Raw genomic sequence first — 19,231 nt, forward strand, 5'->3', positions numbered from 1 at the left:
AAGTGGCTCTTTGTTATGTTATAAACTATTTATTTTTGTGTGGTTTCTTCGGTTTATAAGGATCATGTGGATAATGTTTCCCATCACTATTTCCACCATCACCTGAAACAGGTCCACGTCCCCTATTCCAGCTCTGTGAAGTTTCAAATCGAATAGGCTGATGATGCAAAACTACTGGTTTTTGATATTCTGTAGTTTTTTTCAATTAATCACCTCCATTCTTCTGTTCCATATAAAGAACGATAACTCCAAAAAAATAACCAATATTCCTTCTATTAAGTATAACTTATATTTCGTTCTTTTTAAAGAACAATTCATAAATTAATTTAAAGCTTCTAACTGGTTTTGTATTAGACGACTGAAAACACTTACCTTTTCTTCTGCGAGTTGTTTAAACGCTCCTTGCTGAATAACCTCCCCTTGCTCTAATACAATAACTTGATCCGCATTTCTGATCGTGGATAAACGATGTGCGATAACGATGATCGTCATTTTCCCTTTTAATCCTTCAAGCGCTTTTTGGATTTTCAATTCATTTTCAGTGTCAAGGGAGCTAGTTGCTTCATCTAATACTAGAATAGATGGGTCTCTTAATATAGCTCGAGCGAGAACCAGTCGTTGACGTTCCCCACCAGATAGTTTGATTCCACGATCACCAATTAGGGAATCAAGCCCATTTGGAAGCTTACGAACAAAATCTGCGGCAGATGAGAAGTTTAACGAATCCCACATCTTTTCCTCAGATGCATGTGGATCCACCAGGAGAAGGTTTTCTCTTATGCTCGCATTGAAAAGAAATGGGTCTTGAGGCACATAGCTGATTGATTTTCTTAATGACAAAATATTTTCTTTTGATAATGGTCTTCCATCAATCATAACCGCTCCACTTTCAGGTTGATTTAATCCCATTAACAAGTCAATCAGTGTACTCTTCCCAGCACCAGACCTCCCAACAAAAGCAGTCATTTGGTTGGCAGGAATAGTAAGTGTAATATCCTTCAAAGCATACATATTTTTTGTTTGATCGTATCGGAAATATATTTGATCACAGAAAATATTATCATTTACCCTTAAACGCTCAACATTCTTACTTGATTCAATTTCAAATTCCTTTGCCGAACGGCACTCAATCTGTAAAGCTTTCACAGCTTTAAACGAAGGTATAGTAGTCGCGATTTGTTCCAATGACGCTTGGATGCCTGCTACCCTTGGCCACAATCTCGAAAAGATGATAATAACTAACATCAGCTGACCGCCCTGGGCACTAAACAAGTTGACTGCAACCAGGATAAAAACAGCGATTAATACCGCTGATGCAACCTTATAATATAACTGTGATGTCGTTTTTAATTTAGTGTATTCAACCTGCTCATCTTGCATCTTTCTAGTTAAATTTTTAAACCAGTCCATTCTAGAGTCTTCTAACGTATTACTTTTAATGTCTTTAACTCCATTCATCTGGTCAGTTATTCCCCCAAGATAACGCCTGCTCAATTCATAATTTCTATTACCGAGTGCTAATGATCTTTTAAGGAACTTGCGATTGAAAAATATAAGTGCCAAACCACACACTAATACAAAAACAGTTATATTTGGCGATAACCAAAAGGCAAGACCAATTTGTATGCATGTAAAAATAAGTGCGGAAATAAATTGCAGAAATGAATTAACACCTGCTGCTGATCGGGAGATTTGTGTAGTTAACAGATTGATTAGATCAGATTTCCTATTATTAATAAAGAAATCCCATTTGGAATATAGCAAACCTTCATATGTTTCAACTCGCAGATGGCGTAAAAAACCTTGTTGAATTCTGGCATTTCTTAAAGTAATTTTCTGTTGTAATAAATTTTGTCCGATAACAAGTAAAACATAGAACCCTAAAACTAAAGGTAATCCTAATGATATAGGTATCGTCTGGAGAAATTCAAAGAATCCTATGATTGGTGTCTCTTTAACATTTATATCCATCACACCACTCATACTAATCATAGGAATTAACAATAATATCCCAATTCCTTCCAAAAGGCCAATAAAGGTCATAGCTATTAAATTGATATATAAAATTTTCCCGGAAAAAGAATGTATCTGCTTTAGAAAGTAAACCACGTGATCCATGTTAATCCTCCTACGTTAGAGCATGTCTTCTTGTTTTTCTCCAAGCCCATAAGATTGGACGCAAAGGGAAATATAAAAAATGAAATCTTTTAGGTAATGGCAGGGTTTCAACATCTTCATAATAAGGATAGAGAAAACTTATTATGAATAAAAATCGTTGGCGCAACGACATTAATGAAAACAAATAACGTTTATGATATTGGGCTACCTTTTCCGGGACCGGATACGTGTGTAAATTTACCATTGATTCAAGATAGAATACTGCTTGCTGTGCCAGTTTCAATTGATGCTTATTACCTGACAGATGTTTTAACTCATTGCTCAATGTAGTATTTAACAGTTCAGAAGCGAGAGTGAGACTCTGACCACCAAGTTGATGACACTGGTATTTTATTAGAAGCTTATCAAGCTTCTTCCCATTCAACTCTATATTACTAAATTGGTGTATATCTACTAACCAGCGTAAACGTGACCATCCATGACGGGCTCCGTGTGAGACCAGAAACAAAAATAGATCTTCATTACCAAGCAAATAGATAGAACGGCTGGAAAGGTTACTTCGTTGCCTGCGTTCCCAAAGCTCATTAAATTCTGGCTCTTTTGCAGGTCCGGGATTTAACCTCCAATGAATTTCCAACTTGATTTGTTTTTCCCTATGAAAATAGGTAACGTGATGATGCCTCCATTTCCAATCGTTCAAAACCGATTCTATATAATCATCTTTTTTATAGCCAGATTCTGTAAGCAGTTTATCTACATTTTCAAGTTCATCAATTTGAATCAGAACATCCAGATCCCCTGAAGTACGAAGCGAAATATCACCGTATAATTCATGAGCAAGTGCTGGTCCTTTCAATAAAAGAAGACGAATCTTTTCTTTTGAGAATAGAGTACTTACACGTTCCATCTCTGCGCTAAGTCGCAACATTTGAAAAGCATTTCGCTTATAGTACTGCATTAGGGTTTGAGGGACAAATGCGGGGACAAATTGTTCATCCAAAAGTCTAATAGAAGAATATAGTAATGGATACAAACGATGGTGTATAGCTAATTTAACAAATAGCTGCCAATTAATATCTTTACACAATTCTTCTTGTTGCTCTATAATTTTTTGTTCATTAGATTGGCTAACTAATTCAAGTATCAAGCGTAGTTCTTTAGGGACGTTTGCTAAATCAAGTGTTTTCTCCATAATTTTCTCCTTCATCTTTTCTAGTGGGAGATTCTTTAGCAAATTTAGCTACAACCGTAAACCTTTCCATGCCTTCAGAACCCGTAACAAAGAATGAACCACTTCTCAACCAGGCATGTGCGATAAATTCACCTTTTTCATCCTTGGCAGTGCCTAAGTACAGCGTAGAATCTATGTTTCTTCTTTTCAGCATTTTCTGTCCAGCAATTGCTTTAACCAGACATTGGCTTTCCCAAAAAGTATAATTGCTCATAATACGAATTGCATCAGAAATATTCTTTAACTTGATAAAATGATTGGTGTTTACTGAATATGTCGTCTCACACATATTTTCGCCTAAAGAAGGTGCTAACTTTGAAAAAGGTAACCCTTTGAGAATGCGAGACCATCCCAAGTAAAAAAATGCTTCAATCAGTAATAGCTTGGTTTGATTACCCAATAAGATAAAAGTAATTATCTTTTTCATAGTCTACTGAACCACTTCTTCAACCAAAATTAAATCTTCATCTGATAATAGATTTAGAAACGATAATACCTGCTCTTCGCATTCATTTTGACTCACATCATAATTAACCATTAACATATCTATTAAGTCTTTTGTACAAATCGGGTCTTTTATCAGCATCCATATATCACCGCCGATTTCCCCTAGATTGTAGTATTTACCATTATGAATGCTTAACATCACTTTCTCGCCATCCATATCGCTTACAATATTTCCTTCTTTTTGACGAACCATTTGATTTAATAAGAGGCAACCGTTTTTTATCATGTGACTTTCTCTCCTTTTTTAATTTTGGATAATATTATGTCTACTAATTCATTTGCTGTAAATCGAGAAGTGGGTCGTTGAAGTTGATGGAATTCAAGCTTATTAACAATCATTGCTGAGAAACCAAAATGCCACTCTAATAACCCTAAGCGACTGAGAAGAAAATTACGGTAAGTGTGGTTAAAAAGGGTACGCAATCGATCCAGGTTTTGTATTGGTTGAATTCCTATCTCATCAGCGTCCGTTTTAGTCAATTCGAATATACCAGCTAATTGCATAGGCTCTGCAGCAAACTTGTCAGTTACCGGTACGGCATACTTTGTTTCTCTATCCATTATTGGGCGTAGATTTTCCGAATTTATGCCGAACTGATCCAGACTTTCAACCCACAGTTTCTGCTGGGGATAAGCAGGTATTACTATCGGCATATTAATCTCATTCAGCGTTACTGGTATTACATCATCACTTAAAAGCGTGTATCCTCTATTTAAGAAAGCAGACGCCAGAGTAGATTTACCAGCACCAGAATCACCAACTATTGCATACGTCTTTCCATCTATTGCAACTGCACTGCCATGTAGCGGGAGGGTTCTTCTTTGCATTAATAGCGCGCCCATACACGTTCCCAGTATATAAAGACGTACTTGATCTTCCCTAGAATCCTTAAATGGCGAAACAAAAATTTCATTTCCATTTTGAACTAAGAAAATAGCAACATCCGGTATATGAAATAGAACAAAATTTTCTTTTACAACGAAATGTTTGTTCGGTATAGCTAGTTTGGACCATAGTGTGGTTAGATCTGCTAGATTAATCACAATCTCTTTTTGTAAATTGATAGGGGCTACTGATAATTCATTTAGACGAAAATGACTTAATATATTTAGACCAAAGGCACTATATTTATTTTCTCCATCATTATTTATCATTACAAATCCGTCCCCTCCGTAGACCAAGAAAGTCTTTAGTAATTTACTATAGCCAAATTTTCAGATAATAAATAGTTGTCCCTTCACTTAGAAAAAGTAGAAGGGAACAACCCATTCAGAATCCAGATAATAAAGTTATTATTAGCTTAAGTGCATATCTTCATCGGGATCCGTCTGCTCATCATCAGGAGTCCGTAATCCAGGTCCTGCCATTGTAAGACTAATATCAAGTACTTCTAAATCTGGCTTTTCCCAAGCTTTTTTCATATTATCACCTCCTTAAAGTTCTTCTTGATAAATTTATATACTATTAAGCTTCGCATTAATATTTTAAATTCAGGATCGAAAATTAGTTCTGGCTCTGGGTTTTCTTTGATTTTTAATAATGCAGTTTTTATAACATCTATATTTATATATTCTGCGATTAATAGGTCATTTGTAAGTTCTTCTAACTCGCTTATAATATTATTCCAATATGGGAGCATTCTTTGAATTCCATCGACTCCCTGTGCACCTTTACAAAGATGATTTAATCTAACTTTATCAGGTAAGATTTCATTAGTTGCTCTGCGAATCAATGATCTATCTATCCCGTTTTGAATATATTGGGAATCTGGAAGCGACAAACAAAAGCGTACAACCCGCAAATCATTCGTAGGATCTCGATACCAAAGAGAATGTTTTAGTGATAACTTCGTACTGCTCGTTCCTTTTCCCCAATAACATAGTTTTTGGAACTGGTTTTGTCTTAACTCATATGTTGTCGGTATAGTTGACCAGGTTTCGTCCATTCCAACACTACGTATTCTCTCGAGAACTTTTGTTCTTTTAGCAAACTCTGGATTAATTATAATTGGAGCAGTATACTTAGTCGCCGCTCTGTCTAATATCTTCGTGAAAGTTGGAAAACTTTTCTTTCCTATCCGTGATAGAACAGCTTTTCTTCCAGTATCTTTAATATAGATATACTGTTTAAGTTCTTTATTTAATTCCATCCACTGGAGACGCTTAAATAGTTTCGTATAGTAATCTAGAGAGGATCCCCAGGAGATGGTGTAATTACCTCTCGCTCCGTTTAGAAGGATACCCATACCTTGCTTCTCTGCAATTCCATATATACCTGATAACCAATATGAGTTCTCAAAAAATTTATAAGGCATTTCAAGAATTTCTAACCAATTGTCTATTTCTGAAAATGGGCTTTTCTCTGGAAAACTTAAATAGTTACTGTTTATGTTTCCTACATGTTTTACTGTTGATTGGATAAAGGGACGCTCATCAGCAACTTTACTTTTTGGTGTCCAATCAACAAATCCTTCAATTGGTACATAACTATATGTGTGCAATTGTTTATCATTTTGTTTAAGATGCTTTGCTGCAAAACCAACAACACTACCTGAATCTAACCCCCCACTCAACTGCGCACCTACTTTGCGATGAGTTCGCAAATTGCTTTTAACTGCATTTCCAAAGACATCTCTAAACGCTTCTTCATACTCTTCATTCGACCCTAGAACTAATTTATTTTCCGTAGTTAAATTACAGTATTTTTTTAGTTTTATTTTATCTCCGCATACTGATATGGAATGCGAGCCTGGTACCTGTTCTATATTTTTATAAACAGTAGAAAAAGGATCTACTGTGTTAATCATCTCTGGTATTGCAAGAAAATCTGCTAGCCATTGTTCATTTAATACCTTGTTTATATATGGAAGTGAAAATAGTGGCTGAATAGTTGTGCAAAAAGCGAATTTATTGGATTTCTTATAAAAATACAATGTTCTACTACCTGAAAAGTCAGTTGCACCAAATAATCTACGTGAATCTTCATCCCAAATCATGTAAGCAAAATTACCTACTAAATACTTCGGAGAATCATCTCCCCATTTTTGATAAGCGAGTAAAATTAGTTGGCTATCTGGCATGTGTTCTCGTGAATTTTTATTAACTTGTAGACTATCAAATAGTTCTTCACGATTATCAATAATAGCATCAGCGGTAATTGTCATCTTTCTATCTACATCATAATAAGGAAGGGTCTCACCTATTTGTTCAGAAGTGATCCACTGTGCATGACACCCAAGAAAAATATTATCTTGCTGCCAAATTTGAACATCGTCAGCAGGGAATTTTTGAAGTTTATGCATCATGCCAGTACTATGGTCATTAGGTATGGGGTCTTTATTACTATGAAATATTCCTGCTATAGCACTAATAATTATCACTCCCACCTACAGTTGACTCAATAACGAACGATTTTAATTTACATCTTCACTAATCTTGTTTAAAACATGTATTACAGCATTTAATTAGTTCTATATAAAGAACAATAACACATTAGTTTAATATGCGCAAGCGAAATTTTCTAATCCTTTATTTCTTAAAAATCCTTACTAAATAATCGATCTATTAGCTCTATCTTCTATTGAAACTAACTTTCCTTTGCTCATTTCATATACAATGTCGCAGTTTTCAATTGTACTTAATCTGTGAGCTATTATAATTAAAGTTTTCTGCCCTTTTAATCCATCAATTGCTTTCATTATTTCTTTTTCTGTTTCGTTGTCCAGAGCTGATGTTGCTTCATCCATAAACAGTATTTCCGGATTATGATATAATGCTCGAGCAATTCCGATTCGCTGACGTTGGCCACCAGAAATTCTTACTCCCCGTTCTCCTACTGATGTTTCCAGCTGATCGGGTAGGGCTTCGACGAATTCCTTTAATTGTGCCTGTTCTAATGCTCTCCATACTTCGAAATCACTAATATGCTCCCTCTCTATTCCAAATGCAACATTGCTGCGAATTGTATCATCAGATAAAAAAATCGATTGAGGAATATATCCAATTTTTTGTTGCCACAATGATTTGAGTTCATACAAATTTTTTCCATCTATCAAAACGCTACCGCTTTCTGGAGGAAAGAGTCCCAGAATAATATCAACAAGTGTAGTTTTCCCTGCTCCAGATTCGCCGATGAATGCGACAGATTTCCCAATAGGAATAGTTAGTGATACATCCTGTATTGAATACGTTTCCTGGTTCGGGTAACGAAAAGATACATGCTCTAATTTTAATGAATCAACAAAGGATTTCTTTCCTTTATTAATTGGAAGCATGTTAGCTAAATTACTATTGTATTGCGTGTTCTCTTTATTAAGAAATAAATCATAATAAACAACATTTAAAGCTGGTTGACTGTATCGAATTGTAGTAACTAGAGCAACTATACGAGTTATGGAAGGCATCAAACGAAAGGCAGCCATAGCAAAAAGTGCCATAGTTGAAACTACCTGTGCCGTACTTGTTCCTTGTAAAACAATTATTAACATTGTAATTAGAACAATAGATACTAATAATGTTTCTATAAAAAGTCTGGGTACCTGTTCCAGCATTTTCATGTATCTGCTATTATTCGCCTTGATCTGGCTTTGACCAGTGTATGCTTTAATAAAGAAGTTTTCTTTTCCAGACACCTTCACCTCTTTACTTGCTCCTAAGCCCTGATTAACCCATTTAATCATCGTTCCATTTACTATTTGCTGCTCGACACCTAGATTACTAATCTTTTTACGTAGAAATGAAAAAAATAAAAAAACACTTCCACCTAACAAGATAGAAGCTACCAAAGTTGCAACTGGAGCCGTTATTAAAAGCAACACTAAAATACAAACCGTTACTAACACTTCCGTAATTAATTGAAATCCTGAAATAACTATTCCTTGAAATAATTTTGCTACTTCACCATTTACATTATTTAGTAAATCAGCTGTATTTCGTTGCAGATGAAACGAATATGGTTTTACTAAATATTCCTTAAATAGATCTCTGGATAATTTCACTTGTTGGTTTAAGATAACTCTAAATTGAGCGTAGTTAAAAAGAAGCAAATAAATATTTTTAATAACAAATATTGCTAATAATATCCCAACTGAAAACAAGACAAAAGCTTTTGTTGAATTAAAATTAAATACTTTGTATAAAAATGTTAGAATAGCTTGTTCCTGAATAATAATGGGATTAGTCACTATTCCGACCAATGGAACAATAAGTCCAATTCCAATGGTTTCAAATACAGCTGCTACTATCATCATGAAAAATAAGATTAATAACTTTTTCTTTTCTCTTTTATTAAAGAATGAAAGTAATTTTTTTACCATAGATAACAAATTTTCACGCCCTTCCTATATTAAATCAAGTAATCAATAATTATATTCCTACTAACTTCACTGTATTTATTTCTTCATTCGAAAGATTGTCTCTAAATTCCTGACATAATCTAGGACTCTGTAATAATTTCATGAGAGATCCAAAAATTTCTCTTTCATCAATATCAACAATAAATCCTGTCTCTCCATTGATTATCTGCTCCTTTGCCCCATTTACATCAGTAGTTATAATAGGTTTGTTTAAACACTTTGCCTCAATTAAACTAATACAATACCCCTCATATCTTGATGGTTGAACGTAAATATCACATTCTTTCAAGTACGTATATGGGTTTGGATCTGAACCTAATAAAATAAATTTGTCCTGCAAATCGTATTCTTCTATTAACCTTTCGTACTCCATTCGAGCATTACCTTCACCGACACAGTACCATTTGACGTTATACCCTTCCTGAACAAGTCTTGCTAACGCAAGTATTGCTAAGTCTTGGCCCTTTTCAATGGCTAACCTTCCAACAGTTAATATTCTAACTCCATTAAAATTATCGTTAAATCCTATTCCTTCATTTGATTGACGCTGAATTACTTTAGGAGAAACCATATTTAGAAATACTTCAGATTTCTCTTCCACTATTGGTACTAACCCAACCAGTTTCCTTTTCGCTTCATTCGAAACAACCAATATTTTATCAAAATTTCTATATAGATTAGCTGCAAACTTCACGTCTAATCCTATTTTTGTAACGTCAAAGTGGATCCATTGATATTTCTTTTTCGCTTTAATTTTGTGAATAACAAAATAGCTTATGAAGTCCATTGGACCAGCATAAGCTACAGCGATGTCATACTCTTGTTTAACCTCGGAAACATCTTTTAAAATATACTTAAAAAATATACTTTTATTATTAAGTAATTTAGAAAGTAAATATACAAAAAGAAAAACAGTTCCTCGAAATATTTTACCTTTTTTAATGAAGCTAATACCAACCTTTTTTGGTGGCTGATTTATTACTTCCTTTAATTCACTATACTCTTTTACGTACTCTACTTTCACATAGCTGGGAATGGAATCTAGAAACCCACCATACTTCTCGAGCATCAGTATGGTAATATCATATTCAGCTTTGGGAATCTCAGAAATCATATTTAGTAAGGCTTTTTCTGTTCCACCAACGTTCATATTGATGAGCATGAACACTATTTTTTTCACTTTTATTCACCTCATCCGATTAGTTGATAAAATTTATCTAACTCCTCTACATTACCTTTTTTCTCTGCTCTTAAATATTCAATAATACCGTTTCTTAATTCTTTATCGTTTACAAGTTTTATTATTCCTGCTGCTACTGAATCGGAATCCATATCAACCACTAAACCATTCTTACCGTTTTTCATTTGTGAATATACCGCATCAAACCTTGTAGTGACTACAGGTATATTAAGCATTCTGGCTTCTGCAATCGCTAATCCAAATCCTTCAAATTTTGAAGTTTGTACATATAAATCTGCATCTTTAATGTAAGGATATGGATTTGATTTTGTGCCTAATAATATAAACTCTTGTGATAAATTATTTAAAATGATAAATTCTTCTATTTCCTTCTGCAGTTTACCTTTACCTAAAACATACCACCTGAAATTAATACCTCTATCTTTCAACTTCTTACATGCATTAAGTGCAATATCATAGCCTTTTTGATAATCAAGTCTCCCTATCGTTAATATTTTTATTCCATAAAAGTTATCATTATAGGCACTTTCCATATCAGCCATCTCAGTTATCAGATTAGGATCATTAATGTCATGAATTACTTCTACCTTGTTTGAGTAAGCCGAAAATGTTTCAAGAAATATTTTTTTGGTAGTATTTGATACCGCAATAATTTTATTATATTGATCGTAGAAATTTTCCTGAAATACTTTATCTTCTATATTTAGTTTGTAACTCACGTTAACCCAAGCGAATTTATTCTTTGCCCTTACTTTATCAGCAATATAAAAAGTTGGAACACCCTGCGCATAACTTATAGCAACATCATAATTTTTATCGTTATTTTCTATATTGCTTGAAACACTTTGCCAAAAGATCCTTGCCATCTGAGAATTTCTGTATTGTTTTCTTCTTATTTCAATTGAATATTTCATTCTGGAATATAACATATTATATTTTGAGTTTTTGATAGTGAAAATTATTGAATCCTTTATCTTCAGCCCAGCATACTCCGTGTATTTTAGTGGTTTTAAAATAGTTACTTCTTTTGGCACCAAACTCTCCAACATAGAACCATGTGCAAAAAGCATTAAGTCCACTTCGTACTTAGCGTAATCAAGAAGTGACAACAACGTTACCAAACTTTTTTCTGCACCTGCACAATCCAGTGAATCTATAGCAAACAATAGCTTTTTTTTCATTTTATTCACCACCTCTAATTTTAAAAATACTTATAAACCATCTTTTGTATTTTAATTTTTGTTCTATAATTTTTAATTTAATAATTTTTAATTCTTTTGTAATTCTATACCTATACATTACTATATTTTGATTAATATTTTTCTTTACAAGATGCTCTGCCAATTTTAACCCTTCATTATCTATATTTAGATTTTGTTTCCTCTTTATTTTCTTTAAAGTTTTCAATGAGCAAAATTTAATTCCATCATAGTAAAAGTGATTCTCAGGATTAAAGATAATATCATCAATTGGTATTTTTAGAATTAGATTTTTTTCAGTGTATTTTTTTATATCTTCAACTTTAAAATTTTTAATATTAGAATGGCTTTGGATAAAACTTAACTCATTAAATTCACGAATACCATATACGTCCAATACAGCATCAGAAATAACACAAAAACATTCCGCGTCATTCTTCTCAGCATTCAAGTATGTTTTAAAATGTTTAATAGTACTTTTCAATTTTTCGCTCATACCTGGTATAGCATTGTTTAAATAATGTAAGCTATTTTCATTTAGAAACAATTGAGCTAGCTGCACTGTTACAGCATGGTTGTCATTTATATAAAAGGAATTTTTCTCATCCTCATAAATTTTAATCAACTCTCCGTATATTCGTGAAATATTTTCACAATGCTTTGCTTCAAATAATAAAACACAAAAAGTGCCTTCTATAATGTTCAAAGGGCATTCAATATTTAGTTTATTTTTTAATTTATTCAATTGACTAGCTAGATTTATAGGACCATTGTTTTCTAAGTCAATGTATTTTTCATAATAAATAGATCCTAACTTGTTGAGCGATTCTTTTACAAGATCAATTTCTTTAATTGCGAATGGTGACAAGAGAATTACAAACGTATTTTTATTTAACTTACAATACTCGTACGCCATTGCATCTGACCATTTAATAAGAAGACCTTTTCGCTTAAAAAACTCATAATTATAATTCACTAAACTATTATCTAATCTTGTGACCTTTACCTTTTTATTATATAGTAATGCTGCTGCTAGCCTGTGGGCACCATCAATCGGAACATAATCTTTATTTATTGGAATTATGGAAACATCGTCAATGAAACCATTTTCTTTGACTGATTTCAGAATACCGTTAAACGAATCAAAGAATGATTTTATCCCTTTTTTACCGGAATTATCATCTTCATCATAATTGTTAAATACCCATATGTGATCTTCATAAAGTCTATATCCCCAAGTGCTATTTATATTGTTTTCAAGGAACACACCATAAATATATTTTGCCATTATGTCGAACCTTTTATGGTTAATCATCAAAAGTGGTTCTAATTCATATACACTTTGGTTTTCAGTAATATTTTCATGATTTATTCTTCCTCCATTCAATTTACTTAGAATTTCAACTTCACTTTTTATGACGATCACCATCCTTTATTAGCAATTATATTTAACTGAATTTCAAACTTGCTCTAATCCTTCAGGTTCTTCAACTAACTTTGTTTTTCTCAATAATTTTCTAACACCTAGAAATAAAACATTTAATTGCGGATGTACTGAAAATAATTTTAGTTGATTCCTTAATTGTTTATCTTCTCTTGCAGCCTCTATTAACGATTGGTAATGATTCTGTATATATTGCTGAATTTCTTTTCTATGGATACCACTTGGATCTTGAATCCTGTTCAGAAGCAATAAATTATAATGAATCAACGACGATTTTAATATCATCTTAAATGATTCATTTATCAGGTCTGGATAAAATTCTGCTATAAATCGATGTCTTTTTTTCAGTCCTTTAATCATATCTAAATTTTTTGTTGAATAATTAGCTACTATACTGTCGTCCCGCTGAAAATAGTAATACATCGGTTTGTTTAAACTCACAAATCTTTTTACCTTATACATTACCTGATGAGCCCAAAAAACATCCTCAAACAGGACTCCTTTTTCGAAAGGAACGTGTCGTACCATTTCTGTTTTATACAATTTTCCCCATGCAAAGTTTTTCACTTTTTCATTTAAAACCAGTTCATGCATCAATGATTTATTATCATACAGATTCAGATAGAAACTAGTATTTCTCTTGCGGTTATCCATTAATAATTTTTCTTGATAAGCATAATAAAAAGCTGATTGTACCACATCAGCGTCAAACTCCAGAATAATATTCATCATGGTCTCAATCATTGTTGTGTCCAGCCAGTCATCACTATCTACAAACATAATATATTCTCCGGTTGCCAGCTCCATTCCTATGTTTCTAGCATCCGATAAGCCGCCATTTTCTTTGTGGATTACTTTTATTCGCTTAGGATTATTTTCTTGATAAGAATCTGCTATCCTTCCAGAATTGTCAGGTGATCCATCATTCACCAGGATAATTTCCAAGTTGGCATAAGTCTGATTTATAATGCTATTAATACACCTGCAAATATATTTTTCCACTTTATATATAGGAACAACTACACTTACTTTATTTTTTTGCATGTTGTATTGTCCCTCCTAGACCAATTCATATAACTTTTTCAGCTCATCACTATTACGATAATTTTTCATTCTACAGTTGTTCGCAAGCTTTTCCCTTAATGCATAGTCCTGATACAATTTTTCAATTCCATCCGCAATTCCATTAACAGACATTTCACAAATCAAACCATCGACTCCATCCTGGACCTGACTTTTCGCGGTTGGATAATTCGTGATTGCTATTGGTTTACCTAGAATTTGAGCTTCACCTACCGTAACTGCTTTTCCTTCATATCTAGACGGCTGCACATAAATGTCCGCTGCTTTCATATAAGGGTACGGATTGATCTTTTTTCCTAAAAGAATAAAGGAATCTTCTAAACCTTCTTTAGTTATTAGTTCGCTAATCATATTTTCATCTCCGCCGTAACCAACTACATACCAGGCAATATTGTCATAACCTCTATTCTTCAATTCTTTTAATGCTTTGACTGCTTGATCAATTCCTTTCGCAGTTGATAGTCTTGCAACCGTGATCAGTTTAAATCTTTCATCCTCAAGCATTGTATTCCCCACCGATTCGTTTGATAGTGAGATTACAATATCGGGTGAACATATATTTTCTATTACCTTTACTTTCTTTTTTAATAATGGGTATTTTTTTATAAATGCAGTTCTGCATTCCTCGGATACCGCTATCATGTAATCAAATTCATTCCACATCTTTAAATCCATTTCTATGTCCGTATCAATTGTTGAATAGTCTGTATGGATCCAGGCGATCTTTGTTCGTGCCTTGACTTTCTCAGCAACAAAGTAATGGGGCCACAAATAACTGATGGCGATATCGTACCTCTTATCAACTCTAGGTAAAAATGGTATGGCGTAATTCCACATGTATTGCATTTGCTTAAACCCGGTTTCTAAGGATTTATCTGCACTTGCTTTATATTTGGCAAGAATTCTCGTCAATCCAAGAATTGGTTTACCTGATTTCATAATTTGTCCAACCGACATACGGAATGTTTTATACGATTTCGATTCATCAAGCAGCGTTGGAGTATTCGGCAGCAAATTAAGAAAATCTCCTGTATGACTATAAAGCATAAGGTCAACATCATAACTGGTATAATCAAAGTTAGTTAACAAACTGATTAGGCTTCGCTCCACCCCTCCTACTTCCATGTCAAAAGAGGCGATTAACACTTTTTTCATGTACCTCACCCTCGCTACAGTTATACATATTCATTAATTGTGAAATCCCTTCGCTAAGAGCGTATCCATTTTTTTCGAACGCACGGGAAATTTTAGTAGCGTCTTTTTCTTTCTTGTTAGCTAATACAAGTATGTGCTGCACCCAAACTTCCGGACCGTCGCTTAACTTAAGTTTCGTAAATATGCCAATGCCTAAATCCGCTTCTGGTTGAATAGATTCGGAAACAATACACGGCAATCCGCTTGCTTGTGCTTCTAGTAATACAAGTCCCAGTCCTTCATATTTAGACGGAAACACGAAAACATCCATGCTATGCATCATTGTTGATATATCTTCTCTAATTCCAGCAAACAGAATATTTTCCCACAATCCTGCTGCTTTGGCTTTTCTTTCAATATCTATTCTTTGGTCGCCATCACCGACTAACAGCAATTTAATAGTAGCGTCTTTTCTTAATGCCTTTTCCAATACTTCCATTAAAAAAACATGATTTTTTGATTCGATAAATCTACCAATATGACCGATCACTAAACTACTCCCAAAACCGTTTTCCACTTTAAATGCAGCAACGTTCTTCTTCGGCTCCTTTAAATAAACCTGATAGTCAATTACATTCGCAAAAAAAGAATACTTAGATGTATTTACTCCTTTTTCACCAAATAAGTACTTTCCCGCTTGGTAGCTGCATGCTAATAAATGGGTAGAGAAAGTGTTAATCAAATTTCGCATTGAGTGGATATAGACTTTTCTCATGTAACTATCACTTTTATCTGACGTCGTATGAGCATGTGAAACTCTTATCTTAACTCCGGCTAATAATGCGGCAAGATTAGCGATTCCACAGTGAAATAATGTATGACAATGTACAGCTTCGTATGGACCGTAATGCTTAATTGCATCATAGATTTCCTTAATTGATCGTGTATTAGCTAACTTAATTACTCTTCCACCTAATTTAATTATCTCCTCGTCATAGTGGGCTTCCTGATCACTGTAGGAAATAAAATCAAATTGAATATGCTTACGTTCAATATTCCGGTAGATATTCATCAGCATCGTTTCTGTTCCTGCTCTGTTCATCGCTCCGACAACGTGAAGAATTCGCTTAGGTTCCACCAATCACTCCTCCTGCAGCAGTCATCTCTTTTTATCTTCCAACCGTTTATTCTGCCATTTAGCAAATTCGATAACTGATTTAAATTCCTTCAAGTGCTCTGACTCTACACCTGATTCCTGTAACTCTTTAACAAAATCCAGCCATTCACTTTCTGGCAGTTTGTTATGTTTGGAGTCAGGTTCCAGTAAAGTCCAAATATCTACATCTAAGACAGCAGCTAACTTCTCTATAATGTGAATCGATGGATTCTTGTTCCGACTGCGTTCGATATTACTTAAATATGATTTAGATATCTTGGCACGTGTGGCAAGTTCTGATAATGTGAGTCCTTTTTGCTTTCTCAATCCCTTTATATTATCTCCTATCATTATCTATACCTCATGTTTTCTTAATGTATATAATTTCACTTTACTTTGAGCATTGTTGACGATGTCCATGAAGCACTGAATTACCCAATCCTGTTGTTGAGCTGTTAGGTTTGATCCGGATGGGAGACATAAACCTGAGTGAAATATATTTTCAGCTACAAAATCATTCTCATCGTGTGGATAATAAGCTGCATCGCGAAAAACGGGTTGCATATGGAGCGGTTTCCAAACATGACGAGCTTCAATGTTTGCTGCATTTAAACCTTTTACCAGCTGTTTTACTGAAACGCCTAATTCTTTCTCTTTTATTGTTAAAGCTGTCAGCCAGCGATTGGAGAATGTCCTATCAAGTTCCGACATAAACGCAACTCCTGGCAGGTTGTTTAGTGCCTGGTAATAACGTGTAAATATCTTTCTGCGAGCCTCTACTCGATCTTCCAGTACCTCTAGTTGAGCTCTTCCAACCCCTGCTAATATATTACTCATTCTGTAATTAAATCCTGTAACACTATGCTGATAATGAGCTGCTTTGTCGCGAGCTTGTGTAGCTAAAAACCTTGCTCGTTCCATTGCTTTTGTATCATCTGATACAAGCATCCCGCCACCTGATGTGGTAATAATTTTGTTTCCATTAAAGGAATAAATCCCATACATACCATACGACCCGCTAGCCTTGTTTTTATAAGTCGAACCTAATGATTCTGCAGCGTCTTCAATAATCGGCACGTTATAGTAATTGCAGATTAATTCGAGTTCATCCATTCGTGCACTCTGTCCATAAAGATGTACAACAATTACTGCCTTTGGAAGTTTACCTTTAAAAGCTGCTTCCTTTAATGCTTGCCTAAGCGCTTGTGGTGACATGTTCCACGTATCAGGTTCTGAATCAATAAATACTGGCTCTGCCCCTTGATACACAATTGGGTTCGCACTAGCTACAAAGGTAAGTGTGGAACAAAAAACGATGTCTCCTCTTTTAATTCCTAATAAAGAAAGAGCCAAGTGAATTGCTGCGGTCCCAGAACTTACGGCAACAGCTTCCTTGACTCCTACGTATCGTGCTATTTCTTTTTCAAAAGCGTCAACATTCGGTCCAAGTGGCGCGATCCAATTTTTACGAAAAGCTTCTTCAATGTAATGCAGCTCCCTCCCACTCATATGTGGAGGAGAAAGATAAATTCTCGGATTGGTCATTATATCACCATCTCTTCTCATAATTTTTCACTTAATCAAAATGCGTTCGATAATTCTAGTCGGACACCCCACGGCTTTACTGTATGCAGGTATATGTTCAATTACGGTTGAGCCAGCACCAATAATGGACCAGCTGCCGAGATGTTTGCCTGGAATAATCGTGGAAGAGGCTCCAACATGTACGCCTTCGCCTGTAGTCACATTTCCTGTTAATGTTGCATTCGGTGAAATATGGCTAAAGTCACCAATGGTATTATCATGTTCAATAATTGAAGCGGTATTTATAATACAATGTGTCCCAACAGCTGCTTGGGCGTTTATCACAACATGTGGCATCACCACCGTGCCGTAACCAATTTGTGCTGAGGTGCTGATTACTGCTGTCGGATGAATAATCGTCGCGTACATCTCTGGGATTATATTTATCCTTCTTACGATTCTCTTTCTAATTGCATTTGAACCAATCGCAATCACAATCTTTGTATCTTTTTTTAGAAGCTTTGGTAAAAATGATATCTGTGCATAAATAATTCCATTCCTTCTGATACCATGCTCATATTTATCATCCAATATTGCACTAATCGAGCTTCCACACGAAATAATCATTTCCTGGATAACCCTGCTGTGGCCACCGTCGCCGATAATTATGACCTGCATCCTACAGTACTTCTTTCGTTCCGGTAAACTTTTTCATCGTAGTGGAGTTCTGTTGATTAATCCCTTCTCTTTTTAATACTTTTAGAAGTGTGACGAATAAAATTTTGCAATCTAACATGAACGATTGATTGCTGACATACCATGTATCTAATTCGAATTTTTCTTCCCATTGAATAGAGTTTCTGCCATTTATCTGTGCCCAGCCTGTAATACCAGGCTTAACCGTGTGTCTTAACTTCTGGTTTTTCGTGTAAAGGGATAAGTATTCCATTAATAATGGACGCGGACCAACAAGTGACATGTCACCTTTGAGCACGTTAATAAGCTGTGGAAGTTCGTCCAGGCTGTATTTTCTAAGAAACTTTCCTAGTTCAGTTAGCCGATGATAATCAGCCACTGCAATGACTCGAGCGTTGTCCATCGTGCGAAATTTATATAACCAAAACGGTTTTCCGCCTAGTCCTGGTCTTTCCTGTTTAAATAGAATAGGAGCATCCATTTTGGCTCTGATCATCAGTGCAAGGAATAGCATAACTGGCATGAACAGGATAAGGAGAATCACCGAAATTAATACATCTACTGTTCGTTTCATTAGAGTCTCT

The 19,231-nt window shown here is 34.5% G+C and carries 19 protein-coding genes; all 19 read right to left on the reverse strand.

All coding sequences use genetic code 11. The annotated features are described in order from the left end of the window. Positions 1-25: 25 nt before the first annotated feature. The 19 genes from VBD025_RS13705 to VBD025_RS13795 all read right to left on the reverse strand — a co-directional run bounded on the left by VBD025_RS13705 (position 26) and on the right by VBD025_RS13795 (position 19,221). Positions 26-205, reverse strand: a complete 180-nt coding sequence (locus VBD025_RS13705; protein ID WP_430786399.1) for a hypothetical protein — start codon at positions 203-205, stop codon at positions 26-28. Positions 206-321: 116 nt separating this feature from the next. Further along, entirely contained in the window at positions 322-2,118 is a 1,797-nt protein-coding gene (locus VBD025_RS13710; RefSeq protein WP_430786401.1) for an ABC transporter ATP-binding protein, read from the reverse strand. Between the two features lie 10 nt (positions 2,119-2,128). Beyond that, on the reverse strand, positions 2,129-3,310 hold the full coding sequence (locus tag VBD025_RS13715) for a nucleotidyltransferase domain-containing protein (protein ID WP_430786403.1): 1,182 nt from the start codon (positions 3,308-3,310) through the stop codon (positions 2,129-2,131). Further along, the gene (locus tag VBD025_RS13720) at positions 3,294-3,776 is read right to left on the reverse strand and encodes a lasso peptide biosynthesis B2 protein (protein WP_430786405.1); all 483 of its coding nucleotides are present in this window, start codon (positions 3,774-3,776) and stop codon (positions 3,294-3,296) included. Before VBD025_RS13720 ends, VBD025_RS13715 begins: the two co-directional genes overlap by 17 nt. A gap of 3 nt (positions 3,777-3,779) precedes the next feature. Then, positions 3,780-4,082, reverse strand: coding sequence for a lasso peptide biosynthesis PqqD family chaperone (locus tag VBD025_RS13725; protein WP_430786407.1), 303 nt, complete (start codon positions 4,080-4,082; stop codon positions 3,780-3,782). After that, entirely contained in the window at positions 4,079-5,011 is a 933-nt protein-coding gene (locus VBD025_RS13730) for an aldolase (protein WP_430786409.1), read from the reverse strand. Before VBD025_RS13730 ends, VBD025_RS13725 begins: the two co-directional genes overlap by 4 nt. A 141-nt stretch (positions 5,012-5,152) precedes the next feature. Further along, the gene (locus tag VBD025_RS13735; RefSeq protein ID WP_430786412.1) at positions 5,153-5,278 is read right to left on the reverse strand and encodes a paeninodin family lasso peptide; all 126 of its coding nucleotides are present in this window, start codon (positions 5,276-5,278) and stop codon (positions 5,153-5,155) included. Further along, positions 5,275-7,227 carry an asparagine synthase-related protein gene (locus VBD025_RS13740; RefSeq protein ID WP_430791420.1) on the reverse strand — a complete coding sequence of 651 codons (1,953 nt, stop codon included), beginning with the start codon at positions 7,225-7,227 and terminating at the stop codon, positions 5,275-5,277. The genes VBD025_RS13735 and VBD025_RS13740 overlap by 4 nt, the downstream gene beginning before the upstream one ends. A gap of 177 nt (positions 7,228-7,404) precedes the next feature. Continuing rightward, positions 7,405-9,171: an ABC transporter ATP-binding protein gene (locus VBD025_RS13745; RefSeq protein WP_430791422.1), complete on the reverse strand. Its 1,767-nt coding sequence runs from the start codon at positions 9,169-9,171 to the stop codon at positions 7,405-7,407. A 49-nt stretch (positions 9,172-9,220) separates the two neighbouring features. Then, positions 9,221-10,372: a glycosyltransferase gene (locus VBD025_RS13750; RefSeq protein WP_430791424.1), complete on the reverse strand. Its 1,152-nt coding sequence runs from the start codon at positions 10,370-10,372 to the stop codon at positions 9,221-9,223. A 29-nt stretch (positions 10,373-10,401) separates the two neighbouring features. Next, on the reverse strand, positions 10,402-11,592 hold the full coding sequence (locus tag VBD025_RS13755; RefSeq protein WP_430786414.1) for a glycosyltransferase: 1,191 nt from the start codon (positions 11,590-11,592) through the stop codon (positions 10,402-10,404). A gap of 1 nt (position 11,593) precedes the next feature. Then, positions 11,594-12,997: a hypothetical protein gene (locus VBD025_RS13760; protein WP_430786416.1), complete on the reverse strand. Its 1,404-nt coding sequence runs from the start codon at positions 12,995-12,997 to the stop codon at positions 11,594-11,596. A gap of 72 nt (positions 12,998-13,069) precedes the next feature. Then, on the reverse strand, positions 13,070-14,098 hold the full coding sequence (locus VBD025_RS13765) for a glycosyltransferase family 2 protein (RefSeq protein ID WP_430786418.1): 1,029 nt from the start codon (positions 14,096-14,098) through the stop codon (positions 13,070-13,072). Positions 14,099-14,113: 15 nt separating this feature from the next. Next, positions 14,114-15,292, reverse strand: a complete 1,179-nt coding sequence (locus tag VBD025_RS13770; protein ID WP_430786420.1) for a glycosyltransferase — start codon at positions 15,290-15,292, stop codon at positions 14,114-14,116. Then, a complete protein-coding gene (locus tag VBD025_RS13775; RefSeq protein WP_430786422.1) occupies positions 15,264-16,409 on the reverse strand; it encodes a glycosyltransferase family 1 protein in 1,146 nt (381 codons plus the stop codon). Before VBD025_RS13775 ends, VBD025_RS13770 begins: the two co-directional genes overlap by 29 nt. Before the next feature lie 21 nt (positions 16,410-16,430). Further along, on the reverse strand, positions 16,431-16,778 hold the full coding sequence (locus VBD025_RS13780; protein WP_430786424.1) for a helix-turn-helix domain-containing protein: 348 nt from the start codon (positions 16,776-16,778) through the stop codon (positions 16,431-16,433). 3 nt (positions 16,779-16,781) lie between these two features. Beyond that, entirely contained in the window at positions 16,782-17,993 is a 1,212-nt protein-coding gene (locus tag VBD025_RS13785; RefSeq protein WP_430786426.1) for a DegT/DnrJ/EryC1/StrS family aminotransferase, read from the reverse strand. Positions 17,994-17,999: 6 nt separating this feature from the next. Continuing rightward, entirely contained in the window at positions 18,000-18,629 is a 630-nt protein-coding gene (locus VBD025_RS13790) for an acetyltransferase (RefSeq protein WP_430786428.1), read from the reverse strand. 1 nt (position 18,630) lies between these two features. Continuing rightward, positions 18,631-19,221 (reverse strand): sugar transferase, encoded by a 591-nt coding sequence (locus tag VBD025_RS13795; RefSeq protein ID WP_430786430.1) that lies wholly within the window; start codon positions 19,219-19,221, stop codon positions 18,631-18,633. Between the last annotated feature and the right edge of the window lie 10 nt (positions 19,222-19,231).

Source organism: Virgibacillus flavescens (assembly GCF_050574275.1).
GTDB classification, from domain to species: Bacteria; Bacillota; Bacilli; order Bacillales; family Amphibacillaceae; genus Virgibacillus_F; species Virgibacillus_F flavescens.